This window comes from Lunatibacter salilacus, assembly GCF_009797935.1.
GTDB classification, from domain to species: domain Bacteria; phylum Bacteroidota; class Bacteroidia; order Cytophagales; family Cyclobacteriaceae; genus Lunatibacter; species Lunatibacter salilacus.
Map to the genome: position 1 here is coordinate 95024 of NZ_VOLC01000022.1, position 18157 is coordinate 113180.

Genomic DNA, 18157 nt, shown 5'->3' on the forward strand with positions numbered 1-18157 from the left:
ATATATTGAACCTTTAGCCTTTCCCCTAAGATATTTTGATGAAAAGCATGGTTAAACTAGTACAATATTAACAATGCCTACATCTTGAAAAATTCATTTTCTAATTAGGGTTCCCCAATATCTTCATTCCAAAGTCCAGGTTTTTCGGCAATAAACCATTGCATTAGCTGAATGCTTTCCGCATCCTGCAACACGGTCACCTCAACGCCACGACTTCTTAGATGATCTTCTTCCCCCATAAAAGTGTTGTTTTCACCAATCACCACTTTGGGAATCTTATACAATAATATGGCTCCCGTGCACATAGGACAGGGAGAAAGAGTTGTATAGAGGGTGCTTTCTTGGTATACCTCTGCGGATAACCTCCCCGCATTTTCCAGAGCATCCATCTCACCATGCAGAATTGCACTGCCCTTTTGTATTCTTCGATTGTGTCCCCTTCCGATAATTTCCCCACGGTACACCAACACTGATCCAATGGGAATTCCTCCCTCTTGATATCCTTTTTCAGCTTCCTCGAAAGCTGCTTGATAGAATTTGTCCATTTGGATATTTTAGGTTACAATGTACAAGTTTTTCCTGGATCAAAGCCCGTATGTTCTCCCGACTGGACATAACCCAGTTGATTGGTAAGTAGGTGGGTTTGTCCAATTCGGAAAGGTGTGGTATTGTCGTGGTGATGGCCATAGATCCAAGCAGCTGGTTGCCTTTGACTGATCCAGTCAAAGAGTTCCACGGCAAAGCAATCATTGAGTGCATCCCCTTTATACCGGGCTGGGTATTTCATCATGGTAGGGACATGGTGTGTGATGACCACTTTGTTAAGTGAATCATTCCAATGTTCTTCCTGTTGAAGGAAATCCAAACAGTCTTGATGTAGCTGATTAAAATGTTCTGATGTGAGTCTTTTTCCCTCATTCGCAATGACCCGAAAATCACTTAATCCCCGCTCTACAAGCCTTTTATTACTTGGATGGATTTTAGACCACATGGTGGAAAATAGAAAACGGGTATCTTGTAAAGTGATGGCCTTATTGTTCAATAAATGTACGTTTGGACGGATGTTTTCTAAAAAGCTACTTGGCCAATCCGAGATGTCAGAGCGGTAATATTCATGGTTTCCCGGAATCCAATACGTGTGTTCAAAATGATCCGACAAGTAATCCCAAAAATCTCCAAACCGGTCCATCAAAGCAAAAGTCACTATATCACCCGCCAGTATAAGTATGGATGCGGCTGGCTTAAGGGGGTTTTTTCGGACAAATTCCGCATTCAGGGGAAATTCCAAATGAAGATCTGAGGCGTATTGAAATATCATTTTATTTGTTTTTTAATTAACTAATTGGCTGTTTATTGACGGACACCAAAATTCAAGTGATAAATTTGGAAACCTATTTGTTTTTATTTTAATTTCACCGTTAAATTTGAATCATGCTAAAATTTTTCTTCTTGTTTGCCTTTGTATTACTGTGTTCGTTTCGCTCCTTTGCACAACAGCGTATTCACTGGAGTCCGGACTATCAACTAGGTATACAAGATTTTGCCTCACCGAAAACTAAAGTAGGAGCGCAAAGTAATTATATTAATTCATCTGCTCAAATGGATTTTTCATTCCAGATGAGTAATGCGGAGTTTATGTTTTCTAAAAATTTCAACACAAAAGTAAATACTATTTTTGTACCAGAAGCGGCAGTGATACTTGCTGACAGTGAGTCTTCCATGAAAAAGTTGTTGAATTTTGCCCGATACGAATTTGATTTAATAGAATTATACAGCCGGAAATTCAGAAAATCTATGTACGATAACAAGGGGGCATTTTCTAGTATCAGTTTTTTTGAACCTTTGTACTACGAATTACAGAAGGAATTGGCAGGGAGGCATTCAGATGCCGCGGAGGAAACTAATTTGGGATTTGTGGAGGATCGTCTGGTTACATTACACGGTGAAGTTAAGCGTGAACTGCATGAATTGGCTGATTTCTGTAAAGATTGTAAACCACCCAAAAAGAAAAAATTAGCTAATTCAGTTGATTAAAAAAAAGCCCTGCAGATAGCTACAGGGCTTTTGTTATTTTTAGATGTTTCAATTAACTTCCGCACATTTCGCAATCGTCGGGATTGTCCAGCGAACAGGCGATGGCTTCCTGGTATTGCTTTTTGGCTTCCGTAGGTTTTTCAGCCGGGTTCTCCAATTGACTTTTGTCTACGGTAAACTGGATAGCACTCGTCGCAGCTTTGGACCTTAGGTAATAGATCCCTGTTTTGAGGCCTTTCTTCCAAGAATAGAAATGCATGGAAGTCAGCTTACCGAAGTTTGGTTCTTGCAAAAAGAGGTTCATACTTTGGGATTGACAGATATAGGCACCTCGGTCTGCAGCCATATCAATAACTGTTTTCTGGGAAATTTCCCAAACCGTTTTATACAGGTCTTTTAGGTTTTGCGGTACACCCGGTAGATTTTGAACCGATCCATTGGCGGCTATAAGCCTGTTTTTCATGTTATCATTCCAAAGCCCAAGTTCGATGAGATCTTTGAGCAAGTGCTTGTTCACCACGATAAATTCGCCGGAAAGTGTCCTTCTGGTATAAATGTTTGATGTATAAGCTTCGAAACATTCGTTATTCCCCAGAATTTGAGAAGTGGAGGCCGTTGGCATAGGCGCTACGAGTAGTGAGTTTCGTATACCGAATTTGTTCACTTTCTCTTTCAGGCCAGACCAGTCCCAGCGTCCTGATTTCGGAGTAACTCCCCACATATCGAATTGGAAGACACCCTTGGATGTTGGAGAACCATCGTATGTTTCGTATGTTCCCTGTACTTTGGCAAGCTCCATAGATGTCTCCATGGCGGCAAAGTAGATTGTTTCAAAAATGTCTTCGTTTAGTCCTTTGGCCTCATCCGAATCAAAAGGCATGCGCAAGAGGATAAAAGCATCGGCCAATCCCTGTACACCTAGCCCAATTGGGCGGTGACGGAAGTTGGATTTTTTAGCTTCCTCTACGGGGTAGTAATTCACATCGATTACCTTGTTTAGATTGCGGGTCGCTACCTTTGTTACTTCGTATAGTCGTTGATGGTCGAAGTGCTTTTTCCCATTTTTACCTTCCACTACAAATTTGGGAAGAGCCAAGGACGCTAGGTTACAAACGGCTACTTCGTCAGGCGAGGTGTACTCAATGATTTCAGTACACAGATTGGATGATTTGATGGTCCCCAGGTTTTTCTGGTTTGATTTACCATTGGCGGCATCTTTGTAGAGTATGTATGGTGTTCCTGTTTCTATTTGGGATTCCAATATTTCGAACCAAAGTTCCTGTGCTTTGATGGTTTCCCGGGCACGGCCTTCTTTTTCATATTTTTCATAAAGCCTCTCAAACTCCGCACCATGGCAATCGGCCAATCCCGGAGCTTCATGAGGGCAAAATAGGGACCACTCTTCATTTGCTTCAACCCGTTTCATGAATAAATCGGGAACCCACATGGCATAGAAAAGGTCCCTGGCTCTCAGTTCCTCTTTGCCGTGATTCTTTTTCATATCAAGAAACTCTTTCACGTCGGCATGCCAGGGCTCTAGGTAAACCGCAAAGCTGCCTTTGCGCTTTCCACCACCCTGATCCACATAGCGGGCTGTCATGTCAAAATTCCGAAGCATGGGTACGATTCCGTTGGAAACGCCGTTTGTACCGCGGATATACGATCCTTTAGCCCTTACATTGTGTATGGACAGACCAATACCACCCGCAGATTGGGAGATCTTGGCACATTGCTTCAAGGTATCATAAATCCCGTCGATGCTGTCTTCCTTCATGGTTAGGAGAAAGCAGGAGGAAAGCTGGGGCTTTGGTGTACCTGCGTTGAAAAGCGTCGGTGTAGCGTGTGTAAACCACTTTTGGGAAAGTAATTGATAGGTTTCAATGGCGGAATCCAAATCTTCCTTGTGAATTCCAACGGCTACCCGCATCAGCATGTGTTGTGGTCTTTCCACAACTTTCCCATCCAATTTGATCAGGTAACTTCTTTCTAAGGTTTTAAACCCAAAATAGTCATAATCAAAATCCCGGTTATAGTCTATGACCTCATCCAGCCGGGCAGCATGCTGCTTCACTATGCCATAGACATCTGGAGCTATCAGCGCCGCATTTTCATTGGTGATGGGATTAATATACGTGTACATCCTTTTCATGGTATTTGAAAAGGACTGACTAGTCGTCTTGTGGAGGTTTGAAATAGCTATCCTTGCAGCAAGGGTCGCATATTCGGGGTGCTTGACCGTAAGGGAAGCACATACTTCCGCAGCCAAGTTGTCGAGTTCAGTGGTTGTGACCCCATCATATAGCCCATCGATTACTTTTTTGGCGATTTCTATGGGGTGAATATACCGAGAGTCAAGCCCATAGCACAGATTTTCAATCCGTGCGGTGATTTTGTCAAACCTTACCGATTCCCTTCGGCCGTCTCTTTTAATTACTAACATATACTTGTGATTTAATGGGTTGGGAAATTTCTAAAAATCTTCTTCTATGGAGAACTTACTTCCGGAAGTTACTTCCTTATTTTTCATAACGCCGGCCTTTTGATAGTCACCTACTCGTTTTTCAAAGAAATTGGTTTTCCCTTGCAGTGAAATCATGTCCATGAAATCAAAGGGATTGGTACTGTTCCAAACCTTCGGGCAACCCAATTCCACCAATAACCTATCCGCCACAAATTCAATATATTGGCACATAAGATCCGCATTCATGCCGATTAACTTTACTGGAAGGGCATCGGTAACAAAATCTTTTTCTATCGCTACGGCATCTGTAATGATTGCCATAATACTTTCCTGAGGGAGCTTATTTACCACATGTTTGGTATATAAATGGCAGGCAAAATCACAGTGTAGACCTTCGTCCCTTGAGATCAACTCATTCGAAAAGGTAAGCCCTGGCATTAAGCCCCGCTTCTTCAGCCAGAAAATGGAACAGAAGGATCCGGAGAAGAAAATTCCTTCCACAGCGGCAAAGGCAACCAAGCGTTCTTGGAAATTCCCCTGGTCAATCCATCGTAATGCCCAGTCAGCTTTGCGCTTTACGCAGTCCAAATGCTCAATGGCATTCAATAGTTTATCCCGCTCTACCGGATTTTTGATATAGGTATCTATCAGCAAACTGTACGTTTCACTGTGGATGTTTTCCATGGCAATCTGGAAGCCATAAAAGAATTTAGCTTCCGTATATTGGACTTCAGAAACAAAATGTTCTGCAAGATTTTCATTGACGATGCCATCGCTGGCCGCAAAAAAAGCCAAAACATGCGATACGAAGTGCTTTTCTCCGTCATTCAAGTTTTTCCAGTCCTGTAGATCCTGTCCCAAATCTATTTCTTCCGCAGTCCAAAAACTTGCCTCTGCTTTCTTATAGTATTCCCAAATGTCGTCATGTTGAATGGGGAATAATACAAATCTGCTACTGTCTCCTTGCTCTAAAATTGGTTCTGCTCTCATGGTATTTTATTTTTTTAACTGGTAATTCATTCTTGACTTGCCCAAAAGACTTTTAGAAATGAGTAAAAGCATTTAGTTTAAGACTAATAAGCAATACCAGCGGTATTTTTGTTCCATTATCTAGACAAATAACGGCAAGAAAAATGGAAAAGAAAAGTTTAAAAAACGGTTTTGGGCCAGATATTTGACTGATAGTCAAAGTATGTTATAGCTTTGTAAACAAATGTATTAAATGCTTTTAATTAAAGTTAATAATTAATTAAATTTTGCCTTTCAACGGTAGCGACGCAAAGGGAAAAAAACTGAAAAAAAATTTAAAGTTGAGATTTGGCTAAAAAACTGACCGGTAGTCAAATAAAATGAAAGATTGTTGGCTAAGTTTTTTTCGTATTTTATTGATAATCAAATAGTATTTTAAAAAGAATTGCCAAATATTATTTCCTATTCATTAAATATGTTAAATTCCCCATTGGCCTATCAAATTTGGTAACACTTACTGTTTATCAATCACTGATTTACGCATAAATTGGGGTTAAATTTTTTATCTTTCAGAAAGATATCTATATTTGCACCTCATTTTGATAATTCGATTTATATCAACCAGTTTATGTACGCAATAGTAAACATATCCGGTAAGCAGTTCAAAGTAACTAAAGATCAACAAATCTATGCTCCATTAATGCAGGCAGATGTTGACGCTTCCGTAGAATTCGATCAGGTGTTGTTAGCAGATGACAACGGTACTGTATCGATTGGTGCCCCTTTGTTGGCGGGCGCTGTCGTATCCGCAAAGGTACTGGGACACGTAAAAGGTGACAAAGTAATTGTCTTCAAAAAGAAGCGACGAAAAGGTTACAAAAAGAAAAACGGTCACAGACAGGATTTCACCAAAATCCTAATTGAAGGCATAGCCTTGTAAGAACTGAACAGATAATCTAAAAATTTTAAAGTTATGGCTCACAAAAAAGGTGTCGGTAGTTCCAGGAACGGTAGAGATTCAGAAAGTAAGCGTCTTGGAGTAAAGAAATTTGGTGGTGAAGCGGTTATCGCTGGAAACATCATTGTTAGACAAAGAGGAACCAAGCATCACGTAGGAACAAACGTGGGAATCGGAAAAGATCATACGCTGTTCGCTTTGTCTGATGGAACTGTTAGTTTCGCAAAGAAATATGACGGTAAGTCCTATGTATCTGTGCTTCCTGTAGAAGCTTAAAGGGTTATTTAGGGTTTGCACGTATTATGATTTTAGAAAAGGCCTATAGTTAATAGGCCTTTTTTCATTTTATCACATCAACCGAACTCAGTTAGCCCAATTATTGCGATACGAAATCAAACAGGTATTTATTCTTTCAACCAATAACCAAAATTTATGAATTACACGGAAAATTATAAGGGCATTAAAATCGATGTGCAATCGGTAAACTTGGACATCAGCGATGCAGTACAGCAGGAAGTCAGAGCTTCGATAGACAAGCTTTCCCGTTTTACGCAAAACATCAACGCCGTTGACATCTATTTCAAGACCGAAGGTCAAGGCGCAACCGCCACCAATGTAATCGGCTTTAGGGTAGCGATCCCCGGTCCTGATACGTTTGCCGAGGTGAAGGGCGAGAACTGGGTTCCCATGTTAAAAGATGCCGTGGAGAAATTAATCCGTCAGTTGCAGAAGAACAAGTAGGGGTATATTAGTTTTTTGCAAGGGTTACTCCTAAGTGAGTTGGACATACTCATTAAAGCAGTAAGAAGCGGGATATGCTCATAAAAAACTCCGGTAAGTTCCGGGGTTTTTTTATGCCCCTATTTTTAAAAGAAATCAATTGATTGGGCAGGTAAAGTAATGAATTTTTCTATTACGGGAGAGAATCAGGAGGAATTTACAAATTTAGGAATTCCATTGTGATACTGTTTGTAGGAGCTACTTGAAAATATCAGAATAATTATTCTCGGAAACCGATCCAGCTAGTTAGTTGGATCGGTTTTCCAATTTCAGGGAAATCCAATCCCACTAGCATATATTGACGTTGAACCAATTCTAATTGATTTTTTTGAACGTCCGAATCACAAATAAGCTGTCTGTGGCGAATTTCTTTCCGACTGACCCCTAAATTTTTCTTTTTTCCAAGAAGCTACCAAATCTTTAAATAAAATTTAGTAGAATTATAGATAAATTTAAAATATTTTCTAGCTATTATTTGTAACTATTTCTCTAATTAATCAAAAAATTTCTAGAAAATCCTTTTGTATTGTAAGGAAAAATATTCGTACATTTGTATTGGGTGATTAAGCAACTTTTTCTGCTTTTTATTTTTACAAGATAATGGAGGGAGGAAATATTCAATTAATTTTTTTTACCTCCTAGTACTTTAATTCATATAGAATGTTGTTAATTGTTGATTAGGTAATTTTGTTGTTCTTAATGAATTAGTCTTTAATTGTACATTGATGAAAAGAATTTTTCCCCATTTACTTCTTGTTTTATCCTTATTCTGTACGTTCGAATCCCATGCACAGGACGTAGCTGACAGTGCCTATTACATTAGCTTTCCGGAGCAGTTGACTACTAGATTTTATTTCTCAAGGAAATATACCTCCGTCCGGTTTAAGGAAAGATCAGGTGCATATGACCTTACCTATATGCCAAACACTACATTGAACTTGGGCATAGGCGCAACCTATCAAAATATCACCCTTAACCTCGCATACGGATTCGGTTTTTTGAATCCGGAAAAAGGCCGGGGAGATGGCAAATTTTTGGACCTCCAAGCCCATCTGTACCCCAAAAATTTCGTTATTGACTTCTTTGGACAGTTTCACAAGGGTTTCTACATTCCCATGCCTGAGCAACTTTCATTGTCTGGGGACAGGTATCTTAATTTTCCAGATATGCGGACCCGAAAAATCGGGGCTTCGGTCCAATATCTGTTTAATCCAGAGAAATTTTCGTTCCGTGCCGCCTTTTTGCAACATGAATTACAACAAAGGTCCGGATCAACCTTTTTATTGGGTTTTGAAATGTATGGCGGTCAGGCCATAAACAAATTTGGGATAGTACCCACTGCTCTGCTAAATTCCTTCGATGATAGATTTAACCGGATTCGATTTTTCGAATTTGGTCCAAATGTAGGATATGCGGCGACGCTTGTCATTAAGAAGCATTTTTTTCTAACGGGTTCACTTTCCAGCAACTTGGCCTTCGGGTACTCCACGCTGGATAAGTTCGGGTATCATGTGACCTCATGGGGAATAAATCCAAACTTGTTTGCCCGTGTTTTTGCAGGGTATAATTCCGAAAGATGGTCCGTAAACACCAATTATGTGCTAAATACGGTGAATCTTCCCACGGTGGATCAGATGGACCCGGCCATTATGACTGGTAATTACAGATTAAACTTTGTTTATCGCTTTATGCCTGGGCCAAAATTAAATAGATACCTCCGGATTATTGACGACACCAAAGCGAAATATGGAATCTGATCCGATATTATAGGTATGCACTTTTTAAAATTAACTTCGGCCAAAATAATTCGTTACCTCTTAATGAATTCTCTTTCTACCCCCCCTTTTAGGTCAATGTAACTTTCATTTAATCCGTGACGGGCTATTGAATAAATGTTTTTTTCTTTGCATAGCTTTTTTCATAAAATGAGAATAACACAAAGTTAATCTTTGGGCGAAAATTGCAGATCATCTATGTTTATTCTACGTTTTTTATTAAATATTTTCTCCAAATAACATTTTGGTATCAAATCCATAACAATAGGTAAATCTACTATTGATCCTAAAAAGGGCTTAAACAGGCTACCAGTATATAAAACTCAAAATTTTTATCAGTTATTAGTGGTATGATTATTTTGTTTTCAAGTATTCTCTTTAAATCAATTGTTAAATTTTATTAAATCAAATCTATGGGGATATATTCTACTTTAGCAAGAAAGCCAACCTATGCGTTGCTTTTTGCGGTTTTGATGATCTTCTGTATGACGGACACCATGGCCCAAAGTCGAAGGGTAACGGGCAATGTCACCTCTTCAGAAGACGGACTTGGGGTTCCCGGGGTCAATGTCTTGATCAAAGGCACTCAAGTGGGGACGGCAACCAATGTGAACGGTGATTATGCATTGGACGTACCTGATGATAATGCGGTGCTTATTTTTTCCTATATCGGGTTCAGGTCCCAAGAGATAAGTGTAGGAACCCGTTCGGTAATTAGCGTGGAGATTTCTCCCGATGATTCCGCATTGGGAGAGGTAGTAGTAACCGCATTGGGTATCCGTCGGGAGGAAATTTCCCTTGGATATTCTATCGAACGGGTCGGTGGCGAAGAGATGGTCCGGGTAGCCCAAGAAAGCTTTCTGAATGCAATGGCAGGCAAAGTCGCAGGTGCTACGATTAGTAGTACAGGAGGAACAGGTTCTTCGGTAAGTATGGTAATCCGTGGAGCTACCTCGTTAAGCTCCGACAATCAGCCCCTCTTTGTTGTGGATGGTGTGCCCATTGCTAATACGCTAAATAACGTATCTTCTATAGGAAGTGACAATCGGGTGGATTATGGTAATGCCATCTCTGGAATTAACCCGGATGATATTGCGGAAATCACTATCCTAAAAGGTCCGAGTGCTGCGGCCCTTTATGGATCCCGGGCTGGTAACGGTGTGGTATTAATTACGACCAAAAGCGGCAAAGTGGACCGAATGACGGTCACCGTATCCTCCAATACTGTTTTTGATGTCCCCTTTAAATATCTGAAATGGCATAGCCGATTTGGTTCGGGCCAATTTTCTGCCATCCCGCCTGATGTTAGTGGGAACCCGTTAACCAATCCATTTGGTGCTTTGGTGCAGGAAAACGTAAATGCTGCATTTGGTGCCGAATTGGACAGAGGCTATATGGCGCCTCAGTGGAACAGCCCCTTGGATGAAAACGGACGGCCCATCCCAATGGAATTGGTATCCCATCCAAATAATGTGCAGAATTTCATGCAGACAGGTATTACCGCTACCAATGGATTCTCTGTTTCCAACAGTACCAATTTAATGAATTATCGGATATCTTATGGAAATATGCAAAATAGGGGTATAATACCCAACGCTGATTTGTTTAGAAATACACTGAATATCAACTCATCGGTTAAAATGAACGATAAGTTGACCCTGAGCACTAATTTGGATGTAAGTAGAAACAATTCAAATAACAGACCTGCGGGTGAGCGGGGTACCAATCCCTTACAGTGGGTATATGAAACTTCACCGCACATTAATATTCTTGATTTGAAGGAATATTGGATGCCCGGACAGGAGGGATTGCAGCAGAAAACACCAGATGTAACTTTTCCAACCAGAACTCTGAATAACCCCTATTTTTTAGCGAATGAGGTAAACAATAGTTTTAATAGGGACAGGGTATATGGTAATGTAAAGGCAGATTGGCAGATATCGCCTTCTTTTACATTTTTTGCCAGATATGCGCTAGACAACTATAGTGAGACTAGGGAAAGTAAAATAGGGAGAAGTTATACCCAGGAGCCTGAGGGTGCCTATGGGATCACTGAGCTACATGGGTTTGAAAGCAACGCCGACTTTTTGGCGTCCTACAACAAGGATGTCAATAATTTCGGCATCACACTCTCTACGGGAGGAAATATGCGATATCAAAATGGCAGCAATATGACTGTAGCTTCGCGGCCTGGCGCTGGCCTGATTACTCCCGGTGTGTACACCATTCAAAATATAGCACAGGACAATGTCCAATACAGCAATTCCAGGTTTGAGCGAGGGATTAATAGTCTATATGGACTTGCGAACCTTTCTTATAAGAACATGCTTTACTTGGACCTGACTGCTCGTTCGGATTGGTCCAGTACCTTGCCGAATGCAGAAGCGTATTTTTATCCCTCCGCTTCCCTGAGTTTGTTGGTGAACGAAATGGTTGACATGCCTAGCTCTGTTAGTTTGTTCAAGTTTAGAGGAGGATATGCGTCCGTTGGTAATGACGCCAACCCCTACCAGTTGATAGCGGCCTTGGGCAACGCAGGTGCTTGGGGCAATTTACCTCGATTATCCTTGCCTGGGACGCTACTAAATCCTAACCTGAAGCCCGAAATTGCAACTTCCTATGAAGGGGGCTTGGATTTGAATTTGTTCAATAACAGGGTCAGATTCAGCGGTACCTATTATGTGATGGAAAATCGGAACCAGATTTTTAGCACCGGACTTCCACCATCCACCGGATACACCTCCAAGCAAATCAATGCCGGCTTACTCGAAAGTAAAGGTATAGAGCTGACCCTAGGAACCACCGTAGTGGAAAACCGTAATTGGCGATGGGACTTGAATTTTAATTTGACTAGAAACAGGACAAGGATATTGGAACTTGCGGATGATTTGCCTTACTATACCCTTTGGACTGATGCACGGGGCGGCGCTTGGACCTATGTAGGAGATGAGATAGGCGACATCTATGATGCGCAAGTCATCACCGTGGAAGATCCAAATTCCGAATACTTTGGCTTTCCCATATTGAATCAAACCGGGAAATGGCAGGATGTAGACGCAGTGAACAGCCGAAACAAAATCGGAAATTTCAATCCTAAATTTATCTTAGGTGGTCAGAGTTCACTGTCCTACAAAAACTTCCACCTCAATTTCACCTTTGACTGGAGAAATGGCGGAGACTTTGTTTCGCAGACCTACCGATGGGGTGAAGAACATGGGCGTTCCCAGGTATTTTTGGACAAACTCATCAATCCGGGAGAAATGCAAGGCCGTGAGCTAAGGGATTATTTGATAGCCAATAAGGACGAAATGATCCTTATCAATGGCAACAATTTTCCATTGGTTGGTGGACCAACACCTGATTTTAACGGATACCCCTTTACTTTTGGACCATTTACTCTGCCGCATGGTGGCGTATTTATTCCCGGTGTGTATGCCACAGCGTTTGATGAAAATGGCAATCCTACGGAGTTTGCGGAAAACCTGGGAGAAAATGTAGGACAACCGGGAGGCACGGTCACCATGCCTTATGCAGGCAGTACTGCTTGGAGCTTTACCCGGGCCTTTATTTATGACGCATCTTTTATCAAGCTACGTGAAATATCGCTTGGATTTGACATGCCAGAAAGGATCACCAGTCAACTAAGAATGCAGAACCTGAATGTCTCCGTATATAGCCGAAATATTATTCTATGGACTGCAGCAAAGATCAATATAGATCCGGAGATGGCCTTCCAGCCTCAAGGTGGAGTTCAGGCAGGAACGCAGTTTAAGCAGGGAATCGAAAGATGGAACGTAAATCCTTGGGTAATGCCTGTCGGGTTTAAAGTAAATGCCACCTTCTAATCATCGGTCAAACAGGAAAAAGAAATTCGCTATGAAAGGATATAAATTAGTTACTTTAATGCTTGGGGCTGTCATTCTCACCTTGGTTTCTTGCCAAGAAGATCTGATGCAGATGAATGAAAACCCCAACGGAGCCAATCCGGCAACTGCCAACCCCAATCTGGTGTTGTCTACCGTATTGACAGAGGCGGGCAAAACAGTTGTGAATCTTGGCTACGGCGATATTGCCGGGGTAATGCAGCATACCCAAAAGGACGGCTGGGCAGGTGGTCATAACCTGTACGACTGGAATAGGAACAACAGCTGGGCTGGCTATTATGGCATCTTGCGCAATAATCAATACGTCTACGAACGTGCCGTGGAATTGGATCAGGAACTACAACAAGGAGTCTCTCTGGTTATAAAGTCGATGATGTTCGGTTTGATCACGGATCTCTGGGGAGATGCTCCCTATTCGATGGCGCTGAAAGGGGCCGAAGCTTCTCCGGAGGCTACTTTTCCCGTGTTTGATACCCAAGAAAATATCTATCGGGGAGTTTTGGACGAGCTGGAGCAAGCCAATCAATTACTCTCCAAGCCTAGGGCGGAATATAACAGTACCATTCAAGGCGCAGATGTTTTTTACAATGGGGATCCTGCTAAATGGAGAAAATTGGCCAACTCGCTCAAGGTTCGCTATTTGATGCGGGTATCGGACAAGCTGCCTGATTTTGCAAAGCAGGGTATAGAAGCAATTATTGCCAACCCCAACCAATATCCAATCATTACAGCCCCTGCGGATGATGCATCGATGGGTTTTGCGGGAATAAGTAATGAATCCTCATGGCCCGCCAATACCCGCTTTGACGCCAGTCAGAGTAATTATAGACGGATCAAAATGTGTGAAACGCTCGTGGAGGCACTTAGGGAGAGAAGTGATCCCCGGATTACTGTTTGGGCCAACAGGGTTCAAGTCCCCTTGGTGGTTGACGAGAGTTTACCTGCGGGCACAGACCGAATTGAGAACAACCGAAGGCTGTTGTCTCCGGATGTACTCGTCGAGCGGGGAATAGATATCAACGATATCAGTCAAAATCCAGATTATGTAGGTATTCCACCGGCGATTCCGGGTCCCCAAGTATATAACATGAGTCCAGATGCCAACCAAGCTGCCTTCAACCCGCATGTTTCTTGGGTAAATGACATCTACAGAGAAGCATCTGGCCCCCTATTACGTTCCAGAATATTCTCAGCTTCTGAGATGAATTTCATACTTGCGGAAGCAGCTTTGAAAGGCTGGTCAGTCGGAAATACCGCCGAAAATTATTATAATGCAGCGATTCAATCGTCATTTACCACCTGGGGATTAAGCAATCAATTTGCCGGATATATTGCCCAAGAAAACGTGAAGTTTGACGGCACGGTGAAGCAAATTATTGAGCAGAAATGGATAGCCTCTTGGACTGCGGCTGCCGAAGCTTGGTTTGACTACAGAAGAACTGGATATCCGGAGTTACAGGCGGGCCCCTTTGCCATCCGCAATGTACTACCTGTAAGGTTTTACTACATGATTGATGAGAGAAATCTTAATGCTGCCAATACCGAAGCGGCTATGTCCCGTCTTCAGCAGACCAACTTCTCAGAAGTGGATGGTGAAAACAGTGCCTGGTCCAAGCCATGGCTCGTTCAAGGAACCAACAAACCTTGGTAAACAATAGTAAAATCAATAGTGGTGAAGGTGTGGGGAAATCCACACCTTCATTTTTTCGACCCATTTAGCCTAATGTTTATGAAAATCGTATTAAAATTTACCACCGTTTGTTGCATTTATATCCTTTTCGCTACCCAAATCGGGTTCTCCCAAGGACTCCAAGTGGGGGTGGCTAAACGTGTCATCACGCCGGATCCGCTTCTGCCTGTTTCAGGTGGAGTAGGAATTCCGAAGCCTGCAAGCGAAAAACAGGGCGAACTTTATGTGAGGGTGGCAGTATTTGAGGAGAGTGGGGAAAGGATGGCAATAGTCGTAGTGGATAATTTGGGCTGGCCTGCCACATTGGGAGACCGCTCCAGAAAGCTTATTCCCGGAATTAAACCTGAAAATATTCTTATTGCGGCAACCCACACCCACAGTGCTCCGGATGCCTATGCCTTTGCGGATGAAAATGGAAACCACGGTGCCGATTTGGAATACTTGGATTGGTGTGTGGAACAACTGGCGGATGCCGTCAATGAGGCCTTGGAAAACCTTCAACCGGTAAACCTTAAAGTAGCTATGGGCGAAGCTACCGGCAAAATCGCCTATAACTATTACGCCCCCCAACTCTATGATCCAGCCGTTGGAGTTATTCAGGCTTTTGCCATGGATGGCCCAAGTAAAGGACAAGCGATCCTAACACTCGTTAACTATGCGATTCATCCCGAAGTAATTGGCAATGGCAGGGGCATCTTAAGCCCAGATATGTGCGGTCCGCTTTATGATAGGATTGAGTCCAAAGGTAGCGGCATGGCGTTGTTTGTCAACGGCGCACTCGGAGGCATGGTCACAGCAGATAATAGGCGGGAGGAAGGGAAAGAGGCCAATGACTACGCAGAATGCACACGCATTGGGTATTTGCTCGCAGATGAAGCGTTGAGAATTGTTACAGATGCGCCTTTGATTGGCGATCCGAAATTGCACGTATATAGCAAAACCATTAATTTGCCGATAACGTCCGAACTGATGAAAGCCATCCTAGTCAACTCCCCGCTTCATCAGGAATACGTAGGCTTGGACTCTATTCCCACCCAGCTAAACGTGGTCAACATTGGTCCGGCACAACTGATTACCATTCCCGGTGAAGCACTTCCCAATATAGGATTCTATCTTAAGAGAAATATGCCGACTGCATTTCCCTTTCTGCTAGGCCTTTGCAATGATGCGTTTGGCTATTTGCTGACCAAGGTGGATTTTAACAGTTTCCAACGCTATGAATACATCAGCCGTACCAGCTTGGGAGAAATGGCGGGCGAGATCTATATGGAGGAAATTTTGAAGATGGTCAAAGATAGCGATGTACCTGACAAATAAAAGGACTCAATGAAATAGTTAAAAATGAAATTTATACTTTTTCTTCAAAATTTATCCCAATTTTGCAATAAAGCTTTTTCTTTTCATCATGAATACACCACATAAACCATCCATGCTTTGGATGCTGTTGAGTTTGGTAATCGGGGTCTCCTGTACCAAAAATGTTTCCCTGACGCGTCTGGCACCGGCCGAGATCAGCATACCTTCCCATGTGCAGCGGTTGTTGATCGTAGACCGCACGGAGCCCGAAAGCCAGGGTTTTGCCATCATCGAAGGGATTTTGACTGGGGAGGCTCCTTTTGAAGTGAAAAATGCAATTGAAACCACCCTTGCCACCATTCAGCAGGAGCTAAATACCTCACCCCGCTACGAGGTAATTCGGGCTCGGGGGCGGTTAAAAGGAGGATTATTTAGCCAGACCTTTCCGCAGCCTCTTATTTGGAGCCAAATTGAGAGCCTTTGTGCCAGCTATGATGCGGACGCGGTACTTGCTTTGGAAAAATTCAGCTCGGATTTTATTGTTACGGACAAGAAAGCACTGATCAAAAAAACCGTTGGAACGGGAAAGGAGGCAAAGGAAATCGAAGTGGATGGAATCTATGCAGAAGGTGTGGCTTCTGTTCAGGTAGGTTTTCGGTTTTATGATCCGGTAAACCGTAATATTGCTGACCAGATTGATTTTAACAAAACCAACCTGTGGTCTGCGGAGGCCGAGACTCGGACTCAAGCTTTGGCTTTGATGATTGACAAAGTACGGGCTACCCAAGTGGTGGGGCAGATGGCCGGCGCTTCCTATGCCCGAAGAGTAGCTCCGATGTATTTGACCGTAAGCCGATCCTTTTTTCCCAAGTCCAAAACAAATCCTGCTTTGGGCCACGGGGCAAGACTGGCGGAGGTTAACCAATGGGAACAGGCAATTGACACCTGGATAAAAGGATTGGATGCACCAAATGATGAAAAAACCGCAGGAAAGTTAGCGTACAATATCGCCATTGGATACGAAGTTTTGGGCAATTTGGTCCTTGCGCAGGAATGGGCGGGAAAGGCATATACGAACTACGGATTCAAAAAAGGTCGTTCCTATGCCCTAAACCTAACCCAGCAAATCATGGCAGATGAGCTGGTAAGAAGGCAATTGGCGGTGGAATAGTCCGATTTTTTTGCCTTTCAATTAATGAAATATTGGGTGAAAAATTTATCACAGAGGACACGGAGGTTTCACAGAGGACTCAAAGATTTTTTTTAAAATATTGCTGTCTATGGTGCCTGTTTTGCGTATTTCTTGGTTTTCTAAAACGGGTTTTCGCTTGCCATTGCAAGTGGCTTAATAAAGATTTTGTTTCTCTAAGGAATGAAGAGATAGGAGGGTGTAGTGGATACTACAGCGAGTCGGGGAAAAAGAATTGTCACAGCAAAAAACCCCACGAATGCACGAATGGACAACGAGACTTTTTGGAAACCGTTGTCGGCGTTGCGTGAAAAACGAGTGACCACAGAGAATTCATCGTGGACTTTTTTGTTTTCAGCCTTTAAATTCTCAAGGACTCCCCAATCAACTTTTCATATGATATCAAGGCTTCGCCCCTAGTCTTGCTATGAAATCTATCTTTGGTCAAAATATTCGTGAAAATCCGTGCCATTCGTGGATAAACACACCCGTAGCGTCAACCATTTCTCGCAACGCCCGCAACGGTAGCGCAACGAAGACGACGATTTTTGTGAAATAACTCACGTGGCTTCCTTCGCGTCCGTGGCGTGAAACCCTTCTCGCAGCGACCGCAACGATAACGCGGCGATCGCAACGATTTTTGTGAAATAACTTCCGTGGCTTCCTTTGCGTTTTCTTTGCGTCCGTGGCGTGAAACCATTCTCGCAGCGACCGCAACGATAGCGCAACGTCCGCAACGATTTTTGTGAAATAACTTCCGTGGCGTGCTTTGCGTTTTCTTCGCGTCCGTGGCGTGAACCATTTCTCGCAACGGCCGCAACGGTGGCGCAACGTCCGCAACGATTTTTTTGAAATAACTTCCGTGGCTTCCTTTGCGTTTTCTTTGCGTCCGTGGCGTGAAACCATTCTCGCAGCGACCGCAACGATAGCGCAACGTCCGCAACGATTTTTGTGAAATAACTTCCGTGGCGTGCTTTGCGTTTTCTTCTTTGCGTCCGTGGCGTGAAACCTTTCTCGCATTGCCCGCAACGGCAGCGCGGCGATCGCAACGATTTTTGTGAAATACCTTCCGTGGCGTGCTTTGCGTTTTCTTCTTTGCGTCCGTGGCGTGAAACCCTTCT

The 18157-nt window shown here is 42.9% G+C and carries 14 protein-coding genes; 9 read left to right on the top strand and 5 right to left on the bottom strand.

Annotated features, from left to right (window positions below; genetic code table 11):
- Positions 1–104 precede the first annotated feature (104 nt).
- Positions 105–545, bottom strand: coding sequence for a nucleoside deaminase (locus FQ608_RS23370; RefSeq protein WP_158860915.1), 441 nt, complete (start codon positions 543–545; stop codon positions 105–107).
- A gap of 14 nt (positions 546–559) precedes the next feature.
- Entirely contained in the window at positions 560–1318 is a 759-nt protein-coding gene (locus FQ608_RS23375) for a metallophosphoesterase (protein WP_158860916.1), read from the bottom strand.
- 113 nt (positions 1319–1431) lie between these two features.
- Between FQ608_RS23375 and FQ608_RS23380 the strand changes: the two genes are divergently transcribed.
- On the top strand, positions 1432–2034 hold the full coding sequence (locus FQ608_RS23380; protein ID WP_158860917.1) for a hypothetical protein: 603 nt from the start codon (positions 1432–1434) through the stop codon (positions 2032–2034).
- Between the two features lie 52 nt (positions 2035–2086).
- Here the strand turns inward: FQ608_RS23380 and FQ608_RS23385 are convergent, their stop codons facing one another.
- Together FQ608_RS23385 and FQ608_RS23390 are read right to left on the bottom strand one after the other, a co-directional pair.
- Positions 2087–4474 carry a ribonucleoside-diphosphate reductase subunit alpha gene (locus tag FQ608_RS23385; RefSeq protein WP_158860918.1) on the bottom strand — a complete coding sequence of 796 codons (2388 nt, stop codon included), beginning with the start codon at positions 4472–4474 and terminating at the stop codon, positions 2087–2089.
- 30 nt (positions 4475–4504) lie between these two features.
- Positions 4505–5485 (bottom strand): ribonucleotide-diphosphate reductase subunit beta, encoded by a 981-nt coding sequence (locus tag FQ608_RS23390; RefSeq protein ID WP_158860919.1) that lies wholly within the window; start codon positions 5483–5485, stop codon positions 4505–4507.
- A 607-nt stretch (positions 5486–6092) separates the two neighbouring features.
- On the opposite strand from FQ608_RS23390, the gene rplU reads away from it, so the two are divergent.
- From rplU to FQ608_RS23430, 8 genes are all read left to right on the top strand, one after another.
- Entirely contained in the window at positions 6093–6404 is a 312-nt protein-coding gene (gene rplU, locus FQ608_RS23395; RefSeq protein WP_158860920.1) for a 50S ribosomal protein L21, read from the top strand.
- A 33-nt stretch (positions 6405–6437) separates the two neighbouring features.
- A complete protein-coding gene (gene rpmA / locus FQ608_RS23400) occupies positions 6438–6698 on the top strand; it encodes a 50S ribosomal protein L27 (protein WP_158860921.1) in 261 nt (86 codons plus the stop codon).
- Between the two features lie 156 nt (positions 6699–6854).
- Positions 6855–7163: an HPF/RaiA family ribosome-associated protein gene (locus FQ608_RS23405; protein ID WP_158860922.1), complete on the top strand. Its 309-nt coding sequence runs from the start codon at positions 6855–6857 to the stop codon at positions 7161–7163.
- 764 nt (positions 7164–7927) lie between these two features.
- Positions 7928–8959 carry a DUF4421 domain-containing protein gene (locus FQ608_RS23410; protein ID WP_158860923.1) on the top strand — a complete coding sequence of 344 codons (1032 nt, stop codon included), beginning with the start codon at positions 7928–7930 and terminating at the stop codon, positions 8957–8959.
- 431 nt (positions 8960–9390) lie between these two features.
- Positions 9391–12822: a SusC/RagA family TonB-linked outer membrane protein gene (locus FQ608_RS23415; protein ID WP_158860924.1), complete on the top strand. Its 3432-nt coding sequence runs from the start codon at positions 9391–9393 to the stop codon at positions 12820–12822.
- 31 nt (positions 12823–12853) lie between these two features.
- A complete protein-coding gene (locus FQ608_RS23420) occupies positions 12854–14512 on the top strand; it encodes a SusD/RagB family nutrient-binding outer membrane lipoprotein (RefSeq protein WP_158860925.1) in 1659 nt (552 codons plus the stop codon).
- A gap of 78 nt (positions 14513–14590) precedes the next feature.
- Positions 14591–15868: a hypothetical protein gene (locus FQ608_RS23425; protein WP_158860926.1), complete on the top strand. Its 1278-nt coding sequence runs from the start codon at positions 14591–14593 to the stop codon at positions 15866–15868.
- 88 nt (positions 15869–15956) lie between these two features.
- Entirely contained in the window at positions 15957–17018 is a 1062-nt protein-coding gene (locus FQ608_RS23430) for a DUF6340 family protein (RefSeq protein ID WP_234364357.1), read from the top strand.
- Between the two features lie 462 nt (positions 17019–17480).
- Here the strand turns inward: FQ608_RS23430 and FQ608_RS23435 are convergent.
- Positions 17481–18157: hypothetical protein (locus FQ608_RS23435; RefSeq protein ID WP_158860927.1), on the bottom strand; the 677-nt coding region annotated here is incomplete at its 5' end.

Coding starts and splice junctions, on each gene's coding strand:
- FQ608_RS23370 (WP_158860915.1), bottom strand. CDS start 545: ATGGACAAATTCTATCAAGCAGCTTTCGAGGAAGCTGAAAAAGGATAT.
- FQ608_RS23375 (WP_158860916.1), bottom strand. CDS start 1,318: ATGATATTTCAATACGCCTCAGATCTTCATTTGGAATTTCCCCTGAAT.
- FQ608_RS23380 (WP_158860917.1), top strand. CDS start 1,432: ATGCTAAAATTTTTCTTCTTGTTTGCCTTTGTATTACTGTGTTCGTTT.
- FQ608_RS23385 (WP_158860918.1), bottom strand. CDS start 4,474: ATGTTAGTAATTAAAAGAGACGGCCGAAGGGAATCGGTAAGGTTTGAC.
- FQ608_RS23390 (WP_158860919.1), bottom strand. CDS start 5,485: ATGAGAGCAGAACCAATTTTAGAGCAAGGAGACAGTAGCAGATTTGTA.
- rplU (WP_158860920.1), top strand. CDS start 6,093: ATGTACGCAATAGTAAACATATCCGGTAAGCAGTTCAAAGTAACTAAA.
- rpmA (WP_158860921.1), top strand. CDS start 6,438: ATGGCTCACAAAAAAGGTGTCGGTAGTTCCAGGAACGGTAGAGATTCA.
- FQ608_RS23405 (WP_158860922.1), top strand. CDS start 6,855: ATGAATTACACGGAAAATTATAAGGGCATTAAAATCGATGTGCAATCG.
- FQ608_RS23410 (WP_158860923.1), top strand. CDS start 7,928: ATGAAAAGAATTTTTCCCCATTTACTTCTTGTTTTATCCTTATTCTGT.
- FQ608_RS23415 (WP_158860924.1), top strand. CDS start 9,391: ATGGGGATATATTCTACTTTAGCAAGAAAGCCAACCTATGCGTTGCTT.
- FQ608_RS23420 (WP_158860925.1), top strand. CDS start 12,854: ATGAAAGGATATAAATTAGTTACTTTAATGCTTGGGGCTGTCATTCTC.
- FQ608_RS23425 (WP_158860926.1), top strand. CDS start 14,591: ATGAAAATCGTATTAAAATTTACCACCGTTTGTTGCATTTATATCCTT.
- FQ608_RS23430 (WP_234364357.1), top strand. CDS start 15,957: ATGAATACACCACATAAACCATCCATGCTTTGGATGCTGTTGAGTTTG.